We start from the raw sequence: 22,411 nt of genomic DNA on the forward strand, positions 1-22,411 counted from the left end.
ATCACAATAACTTTATAATATGCTTTGTGCTAGTTAGTTGACATAATCTCGTTCTCAAATCATTAATTAGCTTTGGACGAGAAATCAATTGATTTAGGAGGTATTACAATGAAGATAATAAAATTATCAGTTTCACTACTGGTTTTTATAATGTTGTTTTCAGTAACTGGTCCTATTGTAGGGAATAATGTTAGCGCACAAGAACTAGAGGAGATAAGCTCAACTTATGCATCTACTGTAGATACTAATGAAAAACCTTTAGAGGGAGTTACAATTCTACTGGATCCTGGTCATGGTGGATGGGATGCCGGTGCTGTTGGTCCCACAGGTCTAACGGAAAAAGAAGTTGCTTTGGATGTATCTTTATTAACTGAGGACAAGCTCGAGTCCTTAGGGGCAGATGTGCATTTAACTAGATATTCTGATGTGGATGTCTCTTTGTATAGACGAGCTGCCATGGCAAATGAAGTGGGTGCAGATTTATTTATCAGTGTCCATGCCAATGGGGCGATAAACACTGCAGCTCAAGGAACGGAAACTTATTATTCTTCTTTTAGAAATCCTAATGACTACTACCTGGCTGAGAGCTTACAAGAAGGAATGGTAAATAACATGGGTAGACCAGATAGAGGGGTTCTAAATCAAGACTTTTTAGTTTTGAGAGCATCTAATGTACCATCAGCTGTTGTTGAATTAGCATTTCTTTCTAACTACGAAGAAGAACAGTTATTAAGAGATGATGATTTTAAAGATAAAGCAGCTCAAGGAATTACAGAAGGAATATTAAATTATCTAGGTGAATAATTAAACAATATTTAACAAAATATGAATCAATCATAAAAGTCAGTAGGGTTTTGAAAACTACCTACTGACTTTTAAATATACGACGTACAGCTTAAAATTTATGACTTTAAACGTTAACTTAAAAACTCACGATAAGAAACTAAATTCCCAGTTCTTTTCGTTTGGTTTCAATATGGTCGACATAGGTCTTGACTGCTCTATCAGCGTCCATTTCTACCATGAGTTTTCCTAGTCCCATCTCTTCAGTAGTTTTAGTCAGAGTCTCTACCACAGTTTCACTGCCGGTGACTGAAGGGACGGGAGCTACGTGGACTAGCCAACCTAGTGCCACGGCAGTACATGCATCGGCTACCGCTTTTTGCTCTAGATATTCAGGCGCTCCAATGACTAGAGGTAATTGATTGGTATCAACACCTAGTTCATCGGCTAAGGCTACAGCAGTATGCGTCATTTTGCCAATATCGACACATGCCCCGTAAGATAGAACTGGAGGTATGCCAAGCTGTTGACATACGGCTTTCAAGCCGTCTCCGGCATCTTCAGCAGCTTCTGGATTAGTTAAGTTAGTGTATTCCATGACAGAGGAGGTACATCCACCTGAAAGAACCAGTATGTTGTTCTCAATTAAACCTTTAGTGATTTTAAAAACGTTACTTCCACCTTGACCGTACTGGGCAGTAGTACAACCTACGACTGTTGCAATACCTCTGATGTTTCCATTGGTGATCTGGTCGATCAGAGGTTGTAAGGAACCTCCCAAGGCCTCTAATACTGATTCTGTACTAAAACCTACGGTACATTTGGAAGTGTGAGGTGGTATATAAGTTTCTCTCTGATCTTGTTTGCGAGTTTTAAAGGCATCGATAGCCATATCTAAGACTTTATCAGCCTGTTCATTCATTTTTTCGGGAACGAAGTCAATAGTTTCGGTACCTTGTAACTTGATCACCGGGTGTGTGCTGACGAGTTTAGTACCAAAGCGTTCTGCATAAAGAGGTAATGTAGGTACTGTGCAATTGTAGTCGAACATGAACAGGTCAACTACTCCTGTAGCGAGTACATATTCTTCTGAGAGCCATTCACCTTCTTGACCTGTATATGCACTCATGTTTTGAGAACCTTCATAGTTCAATAACTGTTGTCCTTCGCAAACATGACCTAATACTTGGATACCTTCTGCACCGGCTTCTTTTGCCTTTTGCTGCCATTCTTCCGATGACGCTTTTTCAATGGCAACATGGGCCAGTAATGGCATATGACCGTTTGTTATGATATTGACCTGGTTTTCTTTTAAAAGTCCCATATTCTGTTCTTGTTCAGTTATTTTCTGACTGCCAATTAAAATTTCTTGTAAAATATCTAGAGCAAATAGGCCTTGATATTCATTGGCAATTCCCATCCTGACTCCATTAAGCAAGAATGCTACTGGATCTGAAGTAAAGTTTGTCATGCTCATAGTTTGGGCATAAGCGACCTCACTGTAACCTCCGCCAGGGAAAATTCCCAAGTCTCTCCATAGGTTTTTCCTTTTTTCCGGAGCAAAGGCGTTAACAAGTTTTGATTCTATATGATACGGTCCGTGAATATCGTCAATTACAGTGTCTGCAAAATCTATAGCAATCTGATTGATATCGGCATCGGTATTAATACCTAACATTCCTGCAAAAAACTTTAGTTTGTCTTGATCTCGTATTTTTAGGCCACTTTCAGGATTTGTAGCAGCAGCCTTTAAAGTCCTAGCTGCCTGGTGGGCGTGGAAAATATTAGCAGATGTCCCGATGGTGACATGACGGTAGTTAAAGTTTCTTGCAACCATGGTATGTGCGTCTACACCACATACACCCCTGGGAGCCCGCTCTGATATTCTACATGGGCCATTGGCGCAAAGTTGGCAGGATAATCCTTCAATACAGAACTTACATTGGGGCTGTTGTTCTGAAAAACGATCAAAGACATTGGTCATTTTTGATTTATTAACAACCTGATACATCTCCCGCATTGCTGGATCTAAAATTACATTCATGGGATAGCCTTCTTTTGATTGATCTGCCCCTTTGATATGCTCTCTCTGCCAGTCATGTAGTTGTTTCCCCTGGGGTGATTTATCAATACTCTGATAATCGACTTTGATTTGAGCGTGTAAATCCTCGTGATCTTTAGGATCATTGGTTCCGCCTAAATCATTGTGTTTTTCTTTGTTTGAAACTTTACCTCTTCTAAATATCATTACGATGATCCCCCCTTGATGATCCCCCCTTAATGATAGTGAATGAACCTATAGTTGTCGTGGTCTCTTATTAGGGTTTGTCTTATAAAATTTGTTATACATTATTTTAAATATTGAATTGCCTGATTTGTAACGAATATAAAATTAATCATGGGGGGCAAATTATGTGATACCAGAGGGTGTGAGACAAGACTCTTTAAACACAATTGTCCCCGGCAAGATGCCCTGTAGAAAAGGCTATTTGCAAGTTAAACCCACCAGATAGAGCATCTACATCCAAAACTTCACCGGCAAAATACAGTCCTGTTATTTTTTTCGATTCCATTGTGGAAGGATCCACTTCTTTTACAGATACTCCTCCAGAAGTTACAGTAGCTTCCTTGATACTTTTTAATTTCAAAATGGTAATTTTAAAATCTTTTAAGTTAGTAATCAATTTGTTTTTATCCTTCTTACTCAACTGATTCATGCTGAGAGTGCTACCGATATTAAGCTGTTCCAGTAGTTTTAATACAAAATTTTTAGGCCAATATTTTGTCAGGATAGTAGAGACCTGCTTGTTAGTCTGCTTAAGTGAATTAAACTCGTCCTGTAGCTTTTCATGACTAGAGTTAGGGACAAAGTCTATAGCAATTTCATGTCCTTCTGTAGGAATTTCCATGTCTTTCATGAGAGTACTTAACTGAAATGGAGCAGGACCTGATATTCCAAAATGCGTGATGAGCAGATCTCCTTGAAAGGTTTTGGGTTTAGACTTTTTAGTCGATTTAGTTTTAATAATAATATTTTTAAAAGATATTCCGGATAAGTCTGTCAGCCATTTTTCTCGGATTTCCATGGGTACCAGGCTAGCCCTCAAAGGTGTGATGGTATGGCCAAGTTCGCGGGCCAATTCATATCCGGAACCAGTACTTCCCGTTTTCGGGTATGAGAATCCACCAGTAGCTAAAATGACTCTATCTGCTGTAATTTTCTTTCCGTCGCGAAGACGTATTCCAGTTACATGATTTTTATCAGTCATAATTCTTTCTACTTCAACCTGATAATTTAATTGAACATTTCTTCTGTTCAATAATTTATGAAACACCTGGACGATATCTTGCGAACTTTCGCTTTTTGGGAAAACGGTACCATTTTCTTCTACTTTTAAAGGACAACCTTCTTTTTCAATTAATTCCATTAGATCCTTAGGAGTAAATCTTTGTAAGCTTTTAGTTAGAAATTTTTTGTTGGTCACCACATTATTCATAATTCCGGAAGGGTCACTGTCATTCGTGACATTACATCTTCCTCCACCTGTTATTTTCAGCTTTTTTCCAAGCTCTGCGTTTTTTTCAATGAGTATTACTTCATCAGTGTTTTTACTTTCACTTGCTGAAATAGCGGCCATCATCCCTGCTGGTCCGCCTCCTATGATAACCACTTTTTTACTCATTATTCTCTCTCCTATTTATTAAAATTTTATCTAATAGTTTTATTATATCAGTTCTAAAACATGTATGGAAAAATTAATAATTGTCCGTAAGTTATGAAAACTAATTATTCTCTTGACAAAGAGGACTAACCGATGTATTCTATTTAGAAAAACTATAACACTTTAATTGATTAATATATTGCATATATAAAGTAGAGGCAAGTTTATATGAAAATATATTATAAAGACTTTGATTTACTATAAGTGTTTAAACTTAATTGGAGGTGATGTTAAAAGTTGTGAATTTAAATAAATTTCAAAAATAGCAAAAATTCAAAAAACAGGGAGGGAGTTTTAAATGAGTGATAAGACAAATCAAGCTGATGTCTTTGAGGATCATGCAGTTTCGGCAGTTCCAAAAGAACAACAGCGCAGTTTCACAGGAATGTTTATGGTTTATACTGGTGTGTTAGTTTGTATGGCCGTCATTTGGACAGGTGGTGAATTAGGTCGAGGATTAGCACTTAATAATATGATTCTTGCAATCTTAGGTGGTTCTGTAATAACAGCCATAATTGGACTATTAACTGGTATTATTGGTGGCTATACTAGAACGTCTACATATGTTATTCTCAGACATTCTTTTGGACGTTATGGTTCCATGGTAGCCGGTGCTGCTGTTTCGGGAATATCTTGCGGAATCGGCTGGTTTTTTATACAAGCATGGTTGTTTTCAGAAGTTATGGAAACGATTTCACTTGAGCTGTGGGGCTCTGTTCCTTATCTATTTCAGGGTCATATTTCTGCTTTTTGGGGAGCTATATTAATGACTTTAACTGCTATTTTTGGGTTTAAAGGTCTAGCTTTATTAAGTTATGTCACAGTTCCTCTCTTTATTGTGATTTTAGGAGGCGGTTCCGTTGCTGCAATCACTGAAGCTGGTGGATTTAGCCAAATAGCTCAGGCAACACCAGCTGAACCAATGACTATAGGTGCAGCTATTACTGCCATTGTAGGAAGCTATATAGCAGGAGCAACCATTTCACCTGATATTGCTAGATATGCAGCAAAACCAACTCACGGTGGTTGGGCTTGGTTTTGGCAAGTTTTATTTATGCAGCCTCTGCTGTTTTTAGCTGCTGGTCTATTGACATTGCTCACTCCTCAAGCCGATGTAGCCGAGGCTATGGCTCATCTAGGAATTGGAGTAGGGGCTTTACTGATAGTTATTCTTGGACAGTGGACCACAAATGACAACAATTTGTACAATGGTGCTTTGGCTTTTGCTAACACCATAAAAGTTAAAAAAGCTGTCATTACAGGTATTCTTGGTTTTGTGGGAGCAATCCTAGCTTCATTAACAGCTCTAGGTGTTTTTGGTGCCGATCCATTTATGACTTTTTTAAATCAACTAGGTCGTTTTTTACCACCAATTGCAGGTATTCTAATAGCCGATTTTTATATTCTCAAGCCTTATTTACAGGGTAAAAAGGACCCCGAGAATAGATACCAGTTCGGTCCTGGTACTGAATACGCTTGCATAAACTGGGTGGGGATTCTCAGTTGGATTGGAGCTGGATATTTCAGTGTTTATCTCCCCGGAATTGTAGCATTGAATTCAATTTTGCTTAGCTTTATAGCCTTCATTATATTAACTTATACTTGTGAAATGTTCAATATCCAGTATACAAGTGGCAGCTACGTGGAAGAAAGCACAGGATTTTAAAAAATCGATAAGAAAGAAAAATTGGAGGTGTCAATAATGTTGAAAGATGTTTCATGGTATAGAAAAAATGTTAGCTCCTTGATGCTTTCTCTAGGGATAGTAGGAATAATTTTATCAATCCTGGCTCCTAATCCTAACGCAACTGGTTTATTTATCGTGATTTCCACAATCCCGATAATTATGACTGGTATCACGCGAGCAAGGTTAAATAAAGCAGATAAGGGTAGCTTGATAGAAGCCCGAATTATCATAGAAGCAAGCTGGATTTCATTGAACATGGGACTTAGTTATGTTGTTATGTCTCCTTCTGCGTATTATAGTGCCGGATCAATTTTAACTCAGATAGGATTAGTGGTTGTAGGATTGCTGTTTTTAATTCTGGGAGCCGGGTCTATTATAGCTCATGGCAAAGCTGGCCATGTTCTAACTCCATAACTGCTGATAAATATAACGTTAAATAACATGTTGTTTAACACATGTAAAAAAATGGAGGGATATAATGAGAAAATTAACCAAACAATCTATTGAAGATATAGCCATTGGTGCCGCAATTTTAGGTACTGGAGGCGGGGGTGACCCTTATATTGGTAAATTGATGGCTTTATCAGCTATCGAAGAATATGGCCCCATTACTTTATTGGATCCCGAGGAAATCAGTGATGAAGATTTAGTTGTTCCATCAGCTATGATGGGAGCTCCTACAGTCTTAGTTGAAAAAATCCCTAGTGGTGAAGAAGTTTTTAAATCATTTAGCGCTCTGGAGAGTTATCTTGGTAAAGAAGTAAAAGCAACCATGCCAATAGAAGCTGGCGGAGTTAATTCAATGATGCCTTTAGCTTTGGCTGCTAAGCTGGGGTTACCGGTGATTGATGCTGATGGAATGGGACGAGCTTTCCCCGAACTACAGATGGTTACTTTTAGTATATACGATGTTTCAGCAACTCCCATGGTCTTGGCTGATGAAAAGGGAAATAGCGTTTTATTCAACACTATAGATAACAAGTGGACGGAAGATTTGGCCAGGGGTGCCACCATAACTATGGGTGGCTCTACCATGGTTGCTATTTATCCTATGGATGGAGCTCAAGTTAAAGAAGGAGGTATTAAAAATATAGTAACTTTTACCGAAGAGATCGGAAAGGCTCTTAGAACAGCCAAGGAACAAGGAGCTAATCCTATTAAATCATTAAGTGAGGTTATGAATGGACATGTTGTGTTTACTGGAAAAATTGTAGATATAAACAGGAGGACAGAAGGTGGTTTTGCCCGCGGGACAGCAATTTTGGAAGGAATAGATGATTTTCAGGGAAATAGTGCTTCCTTAGATTTTCAAAATGAGCATTTAGTGTGTCGAGTAAATGAAAAAGTAGCTGTTTCAGTTCCCGACCTTATAACTGTCCATGATGCCGAAACAGGTTACCCGATAACTACAGAAGGTATGCGTTATGGGCAGCGTATTTTAGTCATGGGTTCACCCTGTACAGAAAAATGGAGAAGTGAAAAAGGATTAAGTCTTGTAGGCCCAGCTTATTTTGGATATGAAGATGTAGAATTTATACCTGTTGAAGATCGAATTAAGCAATTGAAAGGGGGTAATTAGTTTGGCGTATAGGATAGGGATAGATGTTGGCGGCACCAATACAGATGCAGTTATAATTGATGAGAAGCTTAATGTACTTTCTAAGGCCAAACATCCGACAACGGAAGATGTCACGACTGGAATTTTTAATGTTATAGAAAAAGTAGTTTCAGATAAAAATGTGGATACAAATAAGATTGAATACGCAATGCTAGGAACAACCCACTGTACTAACGCCATTGTAGAACGTAAAAATTTAAATAAAGTCCTTGTTATTCGTCTTGGTAAACCCGCTACTAGTGCTGTTAAACCCTTGACTGGATGGCCTGAAGACTTGAAATCAGTGATTGGCAATCATCAATATATTGTCCATGGTGGTCACGAGTTTGATGGTCGAAAAATTTCCGAATTAAAAGATGATGAGATCAGGGAAGTAGCTCGAGAAGTTAAAGGGAAAGTCAGTTCTGTAGCTATTACTTCAGTGTTTTCCCCGGTAAATGGTGAATTCGAGCAAAGGGCTAAAGAAATTTTACAAGATGAGCTGGGCGAAAATATAAATTTTTCATTATCGCATGAAATCGGTTCTATCGGTCTTGTAGAACGTGAAAATGCTACCGTGTTGAATGCTTCAGTAGTTGATGTAGCAAAAAAGGCAACAAAAGCATTCGAAAATGCCTTGAAAAAATTCAATATTAATGCCAAGCAATATTTTGGTCAAAACGATGGGACTTTAATGGCTATAGAATATGCAATTAAGTACCCAATATTGACTATCGCTTGTGGACCTACCAATAGTATTCGTGGTGCATGTTTCTTGACTGATCAAAAGGAAGGGCTAGTCGTAGATGTTGGTGGTACCACAACAGACATAGGTATATTAAACAAAGGTTTTCCTCGACAATCAACAATTTCAGTGGAAATTGGAGGCGTGAGGACTAACTTTCGAATGCCAGATCTGTTATCTCTTGGTTTAGGAGGAGGAACTATCATTCAAGGTGATGCCGCTGAATTCAGTATTGGACCAGCAAGTGTCGGTTATCAAATTACAAATAAATCACAGGTCTTTGGCGGAGATACTCTAACAACGACAGATATAGCTGTAGCTGGAGGAATAGCGAATGTAGGAGATTCCAATAATTTAAATGATCTTGATAGTGAATTAGTGTCTTCTGTTTATCAAAAAATGACTTCTATGATTGAAGTTTCTATAGATAAAATGAAAACAGAGTCTACAGAGTTGCCTGTCATCCTCGTAGGTGGAGGAAGTATTCTCTTTCCTGATAAATTGGCCGGTGCTAGTAAAGTTTATAAACCAAATCATTATGAAGTAGCAAATGCAATTGGAGCTGCTATTTCACAGGTAAGCGGTGAAGTTGAACGAATCTATAATTTAAGTGATATGTCGAGGGAAGAAGCGGTTGAACAGGCAAAGCAAAAGGCCATTTCTGAAGCTATCAAAGCTGGGGCGGCAGAAGAAACTGTAGAAATAGTTGATGTTGAAGATGTGCCTTTAGCATATCTTCCTGGCAATGCTACTAGGATTAAAGCAAAAGCTGCGGGAGATTTATTAATTGAATAATCAAAATCATAATCATATTTAAATTAAGTTAGTTTAATATCCCCCTCTGGGCGGTGACAGTCAGTTAATTAGGCTTATGACTGTATCGACTCTATAGGGGGATTTTATAATTTTGCGTAGTAAAAAATATTTTATTAGTTAAAGTGAAGTTTAGACTTGCTAAATATAAAATAACTTCTATATAATAGTTATAGTGTTTAACTAAATTTGGTGTAAAAGAGGTGTGAGTTATGGGGGCCAATGAAGCTAAAAAAGGGGTTTTTCTAGGATTATCAGCTTATATTCTCTGGGGATTACTCCCTCTTTACTGGGATTTATTAGACCAAGTGCCGGCTGAACAAGTTCTTGCTCACCGAATATTTTGGTCTTGCTTTTTTGTTGGATTTATTGTGTGTATTAATAAAAACTGGAGAATGGTAGGAAATATTTTTAAAAGTAGAAGGAATTTGGCCATAACTTTGTTGGCCGCTGTTGTTATCAGTGCGAACTGGTTCACTTACATTTGGGGAGTTCAGGCCAATAGGGTAGTAGAAGCTAGTATGGGATATTATATAAATCCTTTAGTAGCTGTGATGTTAGGTGTATTGGTATTAAAGGAAAAATTGAGTACCACTAAGAAAATATCAGTTGCCATTGCCACCCTAGGTGTATTAGTGATGACATTCAGTTATGGACAATTTCCTTGGGTCGCATTAGTGCTGGCATTTACTTTTGCGTTTTACGGATTAATAAAAAAGACTATCCCTGTCGATCCTATACCGGGGTTGTTTTTGGAAACAGCTATTTTAGCACCAATTGTTTTAGCATACTTAACTTTTCATGAAGTTCAAGGGACGGGAGCCCTAGGGGACGCTCCTTTACATCTGATTTTATTGTTAATGGGAGCAGGGGTGGCCACATCAACACCGCTACTTTTATTTTCCATGGCGGCAAGGAAAGTAAAATTGTCAACTGTAGGGTTTATGCAGTACATTTCTCCTACCCTTAGCTTGTATTTAGGGGTATTTATTTTTAATGAACCCTTCACATCAATTCATTTATTTACTTTTGGCTGCATTTGGATTGCCCTAGCCTTATATACCTGGGATAGTGTTAAAACCTATAGAGAAAGTCGGAATATGAAAGCAGAAGCTGTATCTTCTACATCAAATTATGATTAGTCGATTAGTCTGAAAAAAGGAGCGGAGTAATTATGGCACAAGGCGTTATTTTTTCTATTTTAGCAGGGATATTTGTAACAGTACAGGGAGTTTTTAATGCCAGGTTAAGTGATCAAATAAATTTTTGGCATACTAATACCTGGGTCCATGGGACTGGATTTTTGGTAGCTCTTACAATGCTAATGATTCTAGAAGGAACTCCCAATTTTTCGAATATGACCAATGTAAAGCCTCATTATCTTTTGGGTGGAGTTATGGGAGCAATAATAGTATTTAGCGTAATGAAAGGGGTAAGTGTCCTAGGAGCCAGCTATGCCATCACGCTGTTATTAATGGCTCAAATTGTATCAAGCTTAATAGTCAGTGTTTTTGGGCTCTTTGGAGACCCGACGGTAAACCTTTCGATAACCCAAATACTCGGTCTTGTAATGATGGTTGCAGGAGTTTTACTGTACCAATTGTTTTAATAAGTTATACCTTCAAAGTTGTATGGTATTGAACTTTTTCTGGAAAACTAAAATTAAATACCCATCCACTAGATAATTAAGTTGTGTTATTTTATTTGGAAAACTTTGGAGGTATAACATGAACGAAATTCGTTATGGTCTACTTAAAGAAAGAACTAGGATAGAACTTGGTTTTGCTACCATCCATGGCCTGACAGTGGAAGAATTAGAGGAACATTTGTCAATTACAGACCGCAATCAAGAGAGAATTTATTTTGATAAAGTTTTGATTGAAGATGCTGAGGAGAGTGTTTCTGTCTACGGGGAGTTTGATGTCCATAAAGCACCTTACCAAGTAACGTTTCATGAAATGTCAGCTACGGTAATTGTAAGTTGGCAACTCAAAGATGAACTTTACGCTTATAATGGATCTTTAGGCCCGGAACTTCATCAAGATGGATCAGCTACATTGAAACTTTGGTCTCCTAGTGCAGATAATGTTTCCGTTATTTTATACGATCGCTATGACCAATATAAGATCGTAGCAAATAGTATTGATATGACTCGCGGTCAGCGCGGTGTATGGGAAGTGACATTAGATCAAAGGAATACGGGAATTCATGACTTAACCGGTTATTATTATCACTATAAAATAAAACGTTGTGATGAAGTCGTGACTGCCCTAGACCCTTACGCCCCTTCTATGGCAGCTTGGGATAGCAATCAAGAAAATAAACTTAGAATTGGCAAAGCTGCCATTGTGGATCCATCTTCAATAGGGCCAGAGTTAGATTTTGCCCGTATCGAAGGGTTCAAAAAACGGGAAGATGCAATTATCTACGAAATCCACGTCCGTGATTTTACTTCTGATCCATCCCTTGACAGTGAATTGGAATCTCAGTTCGGGACTTTTTCTGCCTTTATTGAAAAACTTGATTATATTAAAAATTTGGGTGTTACACATATTCAATTACTCCCGGTGATGAACTATTACATTGTGGATGAACTTAATAATGATCAGCGCTTCATGGAGTACTCCTCAGCCCACAATAACTATAATTGGGGTTATGATCCCCATAACTATTTTTCTTTAACAGGTATGTATTCAGAAAACCCCGAAGACCCAAAGCAGCGGATTAGAGAATTTAAAAATCTGGTAAATGAAATTCACCGCCGTGGCATGGGTGTGATCTTGGATGCAGTTTATAATCACACAGCAAGGGTTCATATTTTCGAAGATTTAGAGCCTAATTATTATCATTTTATGGAAGCTGACGGGACACCTCGTACTAGTTTTGGAGGCGGTCGTCTGGGTACAACACATAAAATGGCTCGGCGCATTGTTGTGGATTCAATTTTGTACTGGGTTAAAGAGTTCAAAGTAGATGGATTTCGATTTGACATGATGGGTGACCATGACGCAGAAACTATCCAGATGGCTTACGATAAAGCTAAAGAGATTAACCCTGAAATTGTCATGATCGGTGAAGGTTGGTTGACTTTTGCCGGAGATCAATTAGATCCTGAAGTACCGGCGGCAGATCAACACTGGATGCAATTTACAAATAGTGTTGGTTGTTTTTCCGATGAGTTTCGTAATGAATTAAAATCAGGTTTTGGAATGGAAGGTGAGCCTCGCTTTATCACTGGAGGCGGTCGTCATATTGGGAAAATTTTTGATAATTTAAGGGCGAACCCTCATAATTTTAAGGCAACTAACCCTGGAGATGTAGTTCCCTATATTGCGGCTCATGACAATTTAACCCTGCACGATGTAATTGCATTTTCCATCCAAAAAGATCCCGAATACCATCAAGAAGAAATTCAAAAACGTATTCGACTGGGAAATCTCATGACTCTGACTGCCCAGGGAACATCTTTTCTCCATGCAGGCCAAGAATTTGGGCGTACAAAACAATTTCGTCATCGAGATTATCAAGGATGGGTGGATGACCTACCAGCTAATTCCACATTTATGACCAATAAAGACGGTGAACCCTTTAATTTCCCTTATTTTATTCACAATTCTTATGATTCTTCTGATGCTGTAAATAAGTTTGATTGGCAGAAAGCTACTAATATAGAAGAGTACCCGATGAATGTCATGACGCGAGAATTTACACGAGGTTTGATAAAACTTCGCAGGTCAACAGATGCTTTCAGACATGGAACAATTTCAGAAATTGATGAACATGTGAAAATGATCCATGCTCCAGAGATTCATGATCACGACCTTTTAATTGGGTATAGAACCGAGTCTTCAGACGAAACTGAAGAATACCTGGTTTTTGTCAATGCAGACGAACGTGAACGTGAATTGACTGTAACTGATTATGATTTAGCCCGGGGGGAAGTGATAGTGGATAGTAATGAAGCAGGTACTGAAGAGGTCAAGGAGCCATCAGGATTTGAATTGACTTCTGATGGCATAAGAATTGATCCTTTATCTGCAGTAATTATTAGATTGTAATCCGGTGAAGCATAGCTGATGTCTGGAGGGAGTATATGTTTGGACAATTATTTTTGGGAATTTATTTTATTATTAAAGGCATAGTAGAATTTAGGGTAAAGAAACCGGACAAGCCAAATATTTTTATATCCGAAGCTTTAATTAACAGTATGCCCCATGAAATTTTGCCCGAATATTTGAACAAATTAGGGATGGCACATATAGGCCTGGGTATACTTATTGCCACTATGGGACAAGTAGAGTATTGGTTTGACCCAAATATTGAAATTTTTATTACAACATATATTGTATTGGGAGCAATATTCCTTGGAACAATATTTATTTTAAATAAAAAGTATACTGGTAAATTTATTATACGGTAAATGACTAGACCTTAGGGGTTTGTTTATTTAACTAACAAAAAATTTCTACCTTGTCTTTTAGCATCGTATAGTTTTATTTTTTAGGGTTCATCTTATTAGGACAACTAACCTAGCTACAGACAAAACTGAAACAAACGAGGGTGATAAATAATAAAATTTAAATAAGAAGTGCTAATAACTGGGATGAAATTGCTACAAGTATTAAAGCTAGTGGATAAACAGCTGCATAGGCGACGGAAGGTTCTTCTGAATCAGTAATATCATTTAAAGCTCCTAATCCAGGAGTACTTGTCATACCACCACAAATAGCACCTAAACCATGCACCAAATTCAGTTTAAATACTCTTTGAACTAGCCATGCAGAAATGATTAAAGGTACCAGGGTGATAACTGCCCCACTGGCAAATATTCCAATACCGTGTTTCGCTATGACTGTAACAAGATCTGAGCCGGCGGAAGTTCCGGCTCCTGCCAAAAAGAGAGTTAAGCCCAAGCTATTGATGGTATTTAAACCTGAACTATTAAATCTGGCCTTTAGAGGTCCGATCCTTCCAAAGTGAGATGCGATTAACCCTGCAAATAAGGGACCTCCTGCTACTCCAATTTGTATAGTACCAAGTCCTGGAATAAATATAGGTATCATTCCCAGTAAGATTCCGCTCAATAGGAAAACACTAATAGGAAGCATGTCTACATCGGATACCTGCAGATGTTTCGAGGCAAACAAATCTTTTAGTTCTTTTAAAGATTTATCTGTCCCTACTGCGGTACAAATATCACCCTTATCAAGTGTTTTTCCGGGTTTAGGTAAAAATTCTATACCACTACGCTCTACTCTGGTAATCGTTACACCTGGATTATGTCTTAGGTTTAACTCTTGCAGGGTTTTCCCTGCTAAATCATCCCTATTCATAATAATGTTTTCAACTTCTGTATCTGTTTCTTCCTTTGTTTTATCATTAATTTCTACACTAGGTCCAAAATAATCATCAACCTTTTTGAGTTCTTCGGAAGTGCCTACAACATTAATGTGATCACCCTGTAATAGCACAGCATCATTTCTGCCGACAAAACTCCTATCGTGTCTAAAAATCCTGCTGATAATTACTTCAGCCTTTTTTTGAAGTTTGATTTCCGCTAAAGTTTTCTTATGTAGTTCAGGGTTTTCTACTCTGAAAGCTTTGGAAATCAGGTTCTTTCTCTGTTGTTTCCTTTCTTTATCTGCTTCAGCACTCTGTAAAGCTTCTAAAAAGCTGTCTTTTTTAATTTTGGGAACCAGTTGGACAAACATAACAACTGCAATGACACCAAAGGGATAGGCAATCCCATAACCAACAGAAGCCATAGGGTCTCCGGTGGCTTCAATGGCAGCTGCCAGTCCCGGTGTACTTGTTAGGGCACCTGTCATCAATCCTATGCCAAGGGGTGCTGGAATGTTTAATAATTTTGATAACATTAATGTAATTAAACCGGTAGAGATAACTATAGCAAGTCCTATTCCGCTGAATGCTATACCTTTACGTTTTAGCATTCGGAAAAATCTAGGCCCCGCTTTTAAACCTACCGAGAGTACAAATAAAGCAAGTCCTAAATCCTGAGCTACCTTAGGTATTTCAAAGCCAAAATGTCCCATTAATAATGCAACCAATAGAACTCCTGAAGCTCCTAATTTCAAACCTTTGAATTGTATGCTTCCCAGTAATAATCCCAATAAAATGATAGTGAATATTGTTAATACTGGTGTTTCATGGAATATCGACATTGTAGAAATTCCTCCATATTTATAAATTAAATAAAAATTTTACGATAAACAGCAGCAGAAAGCCCACCGCTTTAGTTATGGGAGTTTGGCAATGTTTAAAACAACACCCTTTTTATCTTACAATAAGATTGATTGTTTGAAAAGTAGATCTAAAAAGGAATTGTGTTTTAGATACAGAAGAAATATAGCACCAAGAACTCCAATTAAATGATGAAAGGTGAATTATCTTGACGGGTAATAAAGGAAAGCCAGTAGAATGAGGAGGTAAACCATGGAAAAAGTTATTCTAGCTCCAGATTCTTATAAGAACTGTTTAGAGGCTAAAGATGTAGCAACTGCTATGGAGCGTGGTGTACACAGATATAATAAAAACTTAGAAACTATAAAATTACCATTATCCGATGGTGGGGAAGGTTTAATAAAGTCCCTAGTCTATGCTACTGATGGTGAACTTTATAGTCAAAAAGTGACAGGGCCTTTAGGTTATGAAGTTACAGCTTGCTGGGGATTATTAGGAGATAACGAAACTGCTGTGATTGAAATGGCAGAAGCAGCCGGATTACAATTAGTCACCAAAGAAAATCTTGATCCCAAAATTACAACAACTTATGGTACCGGTGAATTGATTAAGGATGCTTTGAATACTGGTTGTTCGAAGTTGATCATTGGAATCGGAGGAAGTGCTACTAACGACGGAGGCGTTGGAATGGCTCAAGCCCTTGGGATAGAATTTTTTGATGATAAAGGCAAGCCCTTAAAATATGGAGGTCAAGAGCTACTTAAATTGTCAGAAATAGATTTATCAGGTATGGATCCTAAATTACATGATATAGACATAAGAGTTGCCTGTGATGTAACCAATCCTCTGATTGGTCCTCAAGGTGCTAGTCAGATCTTTGGTCCTCAAAAAGGCGGTCAATCTAAAGATATTGAATTGCTTGATAATGCCCTATCGCATTTTCACGATATTATCGAAAAAGAATTGAATAAGGATGTCAAAGATATTCCCGGTTCTGGAGCGGCTGGAGGAATGGGTGCAGGTTTGATAGCTTTTATGGGAGCTGAACTAAAATCGGGAATAGACCTGGTGATGGAGGTTTTAAACTTTGAAAATCAGATTAAAGATGCTGATATAGTTATTACTGGAGAAGGCAGTTTTGATTCGCAAACTTTGTTTGGAAAAGTGCCTCATGGAGTAGCCAAGAAAGCCAAGAAACATAAAATCCCCACCTTTGTTGTAGCCGGTAATATTAAAGAAGATTTACAAGAGTTTCATCATCATGGGATTACTGGATATTTTTCAATTATCCCCGGTCCAATAGATGAAGATCAAGCCTTTGATCGAGCCGAAGAATTACTAGAAAATACTACTCATCAGATTATTAGGACCTTTTATGCCGGGAAAAAGAGATGAGGACAAAGAAGAATGAAGTTTGGAAAGTTAGTATCTGGAAACCAAATATCAATTTTCACCTACTTTATACCAAACTTTTCTTTATAATATTGTTTCTTTTTCCAAAATATCAAGGTGAGGATAACAAATGCGATTAAAATCAAGATTAGATTAAAATAGCTTTGCTGTTGAAACTGAATTCCAGCATAATAAAACATAAATAGTCCCGGAAATGATCCTATTAAGGTTCCTAGAGCAAATTCTCGATATCTTATTTTACAAACTCCAAAGGCAAAGCTAACTAAATCTGAAGGGAAAATTGGCACAAATCTTAAACTGATTCCCAGTAGGATATTATCAGTGGAATTTTCTTTAAGTACCTGGATAAGTTGTTGGCTCTGGGGATAGCGAGAGATTAGCCACTTGAGTTGAAAAACTTTTCCCATAATATAAGCAGTTGATGTTCCCAGTAAGAAACCGGTAATACAAATTAAAAATCCGATCCAGGAACCAAAGGTGAGACCAGCAACTACTGATAGGATAGAAGATGGTAACATGGTAAAAGGACGAATGACATGGATAAGAAAATATAATAAAGGTGCTAAATAAGCGTAATTTTCAAGAAATAAGTAGATATTTTCAGCTGTGATTATATCATTAAGATATAAATAATAGCTGCCTGTTCCCACTCCTATTAACAAAACTATAATTATTCTCAGGATAGTCATATTAACACCTCGTCTCGGTGTTATAGTTTGATCTTTCTAACAAGAATTTCTTTAAATCTTAGTATACTTTAAGGATATGGGGAATACAAGCTCTAAAAAATGTTAATTACATTATTACTGGTTTTGCAATTTCGTTTTCACTCCTTCAATGATAGCCATAATTAGTAAAAAGAACGCTAAAGGTAGAATTGCATACAAGTTAATTAAACCTATCATTTCATCAACATCTCCTTTAGTTTCTGGTACATAGGCTGCACTTATTACTAATAGGGCGAATGGAAAAACTAAGGGCTTGTAATCCTGTAGGTTGAGCCACTGGGAAGCACCAACCACTGCTGGATATAAAAAGATTGTTACTTTAATAAATGAAGCAGAAACCCATACTATAGTCAAAAGTCCCTCGTAGCCCTGCATAAATTCTAATACCAAGATAAACCTGGTTAGTGAAAATATCGGGAAATTGTGATTTAATACTTTATCGGGCCCTAAAGAACCTATAGTGACTAATACAGTTACAGTTAGTAGTAACCCCATGCTTACCAATCCAATAGCTCCAGCTCGTAATCCTTCTTCTTTTGTGTTCAGGGTACAATACCAAAAAGCCATAAAGAGCACAGCTTCACCTGATAAGGCCATCGCATTTGGCAAAAACCCCAAAGGCTCTAAATAACCTTCTTCAAATAATGGTAAAAAGTTATCTAATTCAATATTTTCCAAGCTGAAAATAAAAACCAATATTAGACCTAAAATTATTAAAGGAACTAATAATTGACAAGCGCGAGCAAAAACCTCAAAACCTGATTTCATCGAATAAATAGCTAGACTTACAATAAGTACTTTAAAGGCAACTGCAGGAGTTTCGGGCATTAAAAGTAGTAATAGTTCGGAGTTTAACCGGACCAAGAACCCTGCAAAAACAGTGAAGGTGATTATCAAAGTCAAACCAAAAAGCTTTCCTATCATTGTTCCCACTACATTCGGGGCATATTGAATAACTGTTTCGTTGGGATATTTTTCGCCAAGCTTGACTACAGCATAAACACCAATTATCATTAGGGAATATCCTGGTAGGATGCTAAGCCACCCTTGGAGCCCACCTTCTTCAATAGCGATTATAGGTATGTCAAGAAATATGGTCCCTAGAGCGGCAGCGGCAGTTAATATCACTGCTTGTATCCCAGACACCCGTTCATTAGTAAACATTAAACTAATGCCTCCTAATCTATGCTTCCTAATCCAAGCATCACCTAAAATAAATGGAATATTAGTAGGACAGTACCACTTAATAACAATACAAAAAATGTTACTAGCTCGCCCCATTGTTTATTTGTTAACATATCAGGCACTTCTATTAAACAGATTATTAATGAGACAATTATAATTCCTGCAATTTGAAAAAACATACTTTTCACCTACTAGTGCTTTTGAATTAATCTCTAATTACTCCTGTCCTTCTAACATTAGCTTCAACATCGATATTGATAGTTAATTCTGGATAAATTTCTGGCCATTCATCTTCAATTTCTTGCCACTGATGAGGGTAGTGGTTGTAAAGAGCATCACCAAAACCAAAGATATCAGCATTTAATTCTTGAGATTTTTCAAAGGCAGATTTTATTTCATTTTCAATCACAGTAGCACTCTGGCGTTCTAAAGCCTTCTTTTGATCTTCGATGGGAATTTCCGTTTTAGATTGTTTTTCTCCAACATTTCCTTGTATATTGACTGTCACTGTGATCTCAGGGGAATTATTTTCAAATTCAGGATCTATGCTGCTATCTATCTGTATTACTTCAATACTGTGCTTGCCGTCTATTTTTTCACTATCACCTTCTTCATTAACTACCAAAACAGTTGTATCCAGGTTACCAGCTACCCAATTAAGTCCTCTGGCTTGATCTGGTTCTAAGAAGCCAGCTAGTTTATCGAAGTGATCGAATACGGCTATCCCTTCAATTTTAAGTATTTCTTCACCGTCTTCTTCCTCTTCTATAATAATTTTGGGTGCGTGGGGAGAGGTACCATTTGACTGAATGTCTCCTGTAAAATCAAATAAAGTAACTTCGCCACCTTTTCCTAAAAAATTTTGGCCTTGTACCATATCGACTATGGCTTCTGCTGGTACCTGTTCTTGTTCGTGGGTGGCTTCTAAGATGTCGGCAGCATTATCTTCCGTTATGAGAATAAATTGATTTAACCTGATTTCGTGGTCTCGTTCAAAAAAGTCTAACACTATTTCCATATCGTCTTCGGCTACTTCATCACTAATAACTAAGATTTCATTGTATTGGAAAAATAATCTGCGGCCTGTTTTGGTAATATAATTTCTAACTGCATCAAATATCGTATGCCCCGTGCTTTGTGCAACCCAAACTGCATCTTCACCATTACCTCCCCCTTCTCCTGTGACACCTTTTTCAACGGGTAATAATAGCTGGGTGGTGATTTCAATTAAATCGTCTTCTGTATAATCAATCCCTGTTCCCATGACTAAAGCTCGTTCTTTCATTTCAACCCTGTTCCAGCAACTGGTTAATATTAACGGATAAAGACAAACAAAGATTATGATTATTATTGATGGAAACAGTTTTGTCTTTATATTTAACAATTTACAAAACTCCTTATCGATTTATTGATTTATTGTTTTTTGATTTACTAATCATTATTAATCATTATTTTGTTCGGGTTTAGGTCGCTGACCAAAAGGCTGACGTTTTTTGTTTTTTTCTGAGATTAATTTGGGACGTTTAAACATTAGCCACCAAGGAACACGTACCATAAAATCTTTTAGACCACTCAATGACAGGGGTGCTACGGGAGAGAAGTATGGAACACTAAAAGATCTGAGTGAACATAAATAAATGATAATAAAGTTAAATGCTGTTAATAGCCCCGGTAATCCCATGATGGCGCTAGCAAAAACAAAAGGAATTCTAAGCATAGTCAGTGCGTCTAGTTGGGTAGGAACGGCAAAACCCGATATTGCTGTTAAGGCTGTGACTATCACCACCGGTGCTCCTACTATACCGGCCTGAATCGCTGCCTCACCTAAAATTAAAGCACCTACAATACTGACAGCTTGCCCTACATTACTTGGCATTCGTATCCCAGCTTCTCTTAAAATTTCAAATATTACCCCGAAGAACAATATTTCTAAAAAGGTGGGGAAAGGGACTCCCTCAGACGCAACCGCTATAGAAACTGCTAATTCTTTTGGAATTAATTCCGGGTGAAAAGAGACTACGCTGACATAGAATCCAGGTAACATCACAGTAACTAATAGAGCGATTATTCGGATACCTCTCAAAAAACTAGCATAAGAATATCTGGTATAATAATCTTCAGAAGTCATAAAAGTTTCTACGAATAGATAAGGTACATACAGGGCTATAGGTGTTCCATCAAACATCAATCCTATTCGACCATCAAGTAAATCAGCAGCTAGTTTATCTGGTTTTTCGGTGTTTCCTACTGTGGGAAAAGGGGAGTAGGGAGCATCTTCTAGAAACTCTTCCACGTATCCAGATTCAAGTATGGCATCAATATCGATTTCGGATAATCTGCTTTTAACTTCGTTAACGATGTTTTCGTCGGCAATATCCTCCATGTACGCGACTATCACTTCTGTTTTGGTCTGATTTCCTAGAGTAAATGATTCTAGCTTGAGGTCAGGATTCTTAATTTTTCGGCGCAATAAAGCGGTATTTTCGCTAAGACTTTCGTTAAAGCTTTCTTTAGGTCCTCGAACTACCGTTTCTGTTTCCGGTTTTTCTATATCTCTACCTTTAACTTCCCAGCTATCGATGGATAGAGCTTCTCCATAATTCATATAGAATAGGGCAGTTTCTCCATTAACGATATTTTCAATGATTTGATTAAGATCTGAAACCTGTTCTACATTGACTGTTGGTAAGATAGAATTTTTGATATAGGATAGATCTAAGTTTTGTAATGATTCATATCTTTCCATAGGTTCCATTAGAGGTTTGACTATATTATCATTGATTTTTTCTTCATTTACGATTTTACTTAAATAGGCGATGAATGCTTTCCGGTTTTCATGACCTTGAACGTTAAACTCTCGTATAACTAGATCGAAGTTAGTGTCTAGGGCGTTTTTTATATCTTCTAAGTTCTTTTGATAACTTTTTTTAATTGGAATTGAATTTTTTTGCTGGCTTTCAACAGGTGTTTCATGTTCCTGTCCTTTGATCTGTTGAAACAGCATTTGAAATCGCTTTATAAAATGGGATAGCATAAAATTACACCACTTTCACTTTGCTATTTGTGTTTTAATTTAGTACCTTCGTTTGATTAGTTTGTCCTGCAATAGTATAGACTATAAACGGTTTTTTAATATTTTTATAACTTGATAATTTTTTGTGGTTTCGATATTTAATAACTGCTAATAAAAGGTTTAATTAAATAATTGATAGGGAATATAATAATTTTGGCAGGGAATATACTTTGTAAGTCGAACCTAGAGTATTATAATCAGTGTTCTAACCAGGGAGGGAATATTCCATGCCTCCAAAATCAAAAGTCAATTTATATATTATAGTCCCTGCTATAGTTGGGGGCTTTGCTGTTTTATTTGTGCTTGTTCTTGGGATTTTAGATGATCACCGAGATGAAGGTGAGCTTTTCAGAGAGGAGAGTGGAGATAAATACGGCTATGTGGATGAGTCCCAGGAGTTTTTTATCTCGATAATTTGCATATAGATTAGAAAATGTAACAAGAATTTGAAATTAAGTCATAGG

18 protein-coding genes are annotated in these 22,411 nt (G+C 37.3%); 11 read left to right on the forward strand and 7 right to left on the reverse strand.

Features of this window, described 5'->3' with window-relative positions:
• Nucleotides 1-108 precede the first annotated feature (108 nt).
• Nucleotides 109-804: an N-acetylmuramoyl-L-alanine amidase family protein gene (locus NTHER_RS04415; protein ID WP_012447322.1), complete on the forward strand. Its 696-nt coding sequence runs from the start codon at nt 109-111 to the stop codon at nt 802-804.
• 139 nt (nt 805-943) lie between these two features.
• Here NTHER_RS04415 and cooS read toward each other — a convergent pair whose 3' ends face one another.
• On the reverse strand, nt 944-3,031 hold the full coding sequence (gene cooS, locus NTHER_RS04420; protein WP_012447323.1) for an anaerobic carbon-monoxide dehydrogenase catalytic subunit: 2,088 nt from the start codon (nt 3,029-3,031) through the stop codon (nt 944-946).
• Between the two features lie 196 nt (nt 3,032-3,227).
• Entirely contained in the window at nt 3,228-4,466 is a 1,239-nt protein-coding gene (locus NTHER_RS04425; RefSeq protein ID WP_012447324.1) for a BaiN/RdsA family NAD(P)/FAD-dependent oxidoreductase, read from the reverse strand.
• A gap of 337 nt (nt 4,467-4,803) precedes the next feature.
• Between NTHER_RS04425 and NTHER_RS15105 the strand changes: the two genes are divergently transcribed.
• The 8 genes from NTHER_RS15105 (at nt 4,804) to NTHER_RS04465 (ending at nt 13,767) form a co-directional block, all read left to right on the forward strand.
• Nucleotides 4,804-6,171 carry a purine-cytosine permease family protein gene (locus NTHER_RS15105; RefSeq protein ID WP_012447325.1) on the forward strand — a complete coding sequence of 456 codons (1,368 nt, stop codon included), beginning with the start codon at nt 4,804-4,806 and terminating at the stop codon, nt 6,169-6,171.
• 36 nt (nt 6,172-6,207) lie between these two features.
• On the forward strand, nt 6,208-6,606 hold the full coding sequence (locus NTHER_RS04435) for a hypothetical protein (RefSeq protein ID WP_012447326.1): 399 nt from the start codon (nt 6,208-6,210) through the stop codon (nt 6,604-6,606).
• Between the two features lie 64 nt (nt 6,607-6,670).
• Nucleotides 6,671-7,771, forward strand: a complete 1,101-nt coding sequence (locus NTHER_RS04440) for a DUF917 domain-containing protein (protein WP_012447327.1) — start codon at nt 6,671-6,673, stop codon at nt 7,769-7,771.
• Nucleotide 7,772: 1 nt separating this feature from the next.
• Nucleotides 7,773-9,329, forward strand: a complete 1,557-nt coding sequence (locus tag NTHER_RS04445; RefSeq protein WP_012447328.1) for a hydantoinase/oxoprolinase family protein — start codon at nt 7,773-7,775, stop codon at nt 9,327-9,329.
• 230 nt (nt 9,330-9,559) lie between these two features.
• Nucleotides 9,560-10,489, forward strand: coding sequence for an EamA family transporter RarD (gene rarD / locus NTHER_RS04450; protein WP_012447329.1), 930 nt, complete (start codon nt 9,560-9,562; stop codon nt 10,487-10,489).
• A gap of 32 nt (nt 10,490-10,521) precedes the next feature.
• Nucleotides 10,522-10,956, forward strand: a complete 435-nt coding sequence (locus tag NTHER_RS04455; RefSeq protein ID WP_012447330.1) for a DMT family transporter — start codon at nt 10,522-10,524, stop codon at nt 10,954-10,956.
• 118 nt (nt 10,957-11,074) lie between these two features.
• On the forward strand, nt 11,075-13,405 hold the full coding sequence (locus tag NTHER_RS04460) for a pullulanase (protein ID WP_012447331.1): 2,331 nt from the start codon (nt 11,075-11,077) through the stop codon (nt 13,403-13,405).
• 35 nt (nt 13,406-13,440) lie between these two features.
• Nucleotides 13,441-13,767 carry a hypothetical protein gene (locus tag NTHER_RS04465; protein WP_012447332.1) on the forward strand — a complete coding sequence of 109 codons (327 nt, stop codon included), beginning with the start codon at nt 13,441-13,443 and terminating at the stop codon, nt 13,765-13,767.
• Nucleotides 13,768-13,924: 157 nt separating this feature from the next.
• Here the strand turns inward: NTHER_RS04465 and NTHER_RS04470 are convergent, their stop codons facing one another.
• A complete protein-coding gene (locus NTHER_RS04470; protein ID WP_012447333.1) occupies nt 13,925-15,529 on the reverse strand; it encodes an aspartate:alanine exchanger family transporter in 1,605 nt (534 codons plus the stop codon).
• A gap of 271 nt (nt 15,530-15,800) precedes the next feature.
• Here NTHER_RS04470 and NTHER_RS04475 point away from each other — a divergent pair, with 271 nt between their 5' ends.
• A complete protein-coding gene (locus NTHER_RS04475; protein WP_012447334.1) occupies nt 15,801-16,943 on the forward strand; it encodes a glycerate kinase in 1,143 nt (380 codons plus the stop codon).
• 59 nt (nt 16,944-17,002) lie between these two features.
• On the opposite strand, the gene NTHER_RS04480 is transcribed toward NTHER_RS04475, so the two are convergent.
• The 4 genes from NTHER_RS04480 to NTHER_RS04495 form a co-directional block, all read right to left on the reverse strand.
• A complete protein-coding gene (locus tag NTHER_RS04480; protein ID WP_012447335.1) occupies nt 17,003-17,650 on the reverse strand; it encodes a TVP38/TMEM64 family protein in 648 nt (215 codons plus the stop codon).
• Between the two features lie 114 nt (nt 17,651-17,764).
• A complete protein-coding gene (locus tag NTHER_RS04485) occupies nt 17,765-18,853 on the reverse strand; it encodes a GerAB/ArcD/ProY family transporter (protein ID WP_012447336.1) in 1,089 nt (362 codons plus the stop codon).
• A 226-nt stretch (nt 18,854-19,079) separates the two neighbouring features.
• Complete coding sequence (locus NTHER_RS04490) at nt 19,080-20,258, reverse strand: Ger(x)C family spore germination protein (RefSeq protein ID WP_012447338.1); 1,179 nt, start codon at nt 20,256-20,258, stop codon at nt 19,080-19,082.
• A gap of 57 nt (nt 20,259-20,315) precedes the next feature.
• On the reverse strand, nt 20,316-21,908 hold the full coding sequence (locus tag NTHER_RS04495; protein ID WP_012447339.1) for a spore germination protein: 1,593 nt from the start codon (nt 21,906-21,908) through the stop codon (nt 20,316-20,318).
• Between the two features lie 266 nt (nt 21,909-22,174).
• Here NTHER_RS04495 and NTHER_RS04500 point away from each other — a divergent pair, with 266 nt between their 5' ends.
• Complete coding sequence (locus tag NTHER_RS04500; RefSeq protein WP_012447340.1) at nt 22,175-22,372, forward strand: hypothetical protein; 198 nt, start codon at nt 22,175-22,177, stop codon at nt 22,370-22,372.
• Nucleotides 22,373-22,411: the final 39 nt, after the last annotated feature.

It is taken from the genome of Natranaerobius thermophilus JW/NM-WN-LF (genome assembly GCF_000020005.1).
In the GTDB taxonomy this organism is placed as follows: Bacteria; Bacillota; Natranaerobiia; order Natranaerobiales; family Natranaerobiaceae; genus Natranaerobius; species Natranaerobius thermophilus.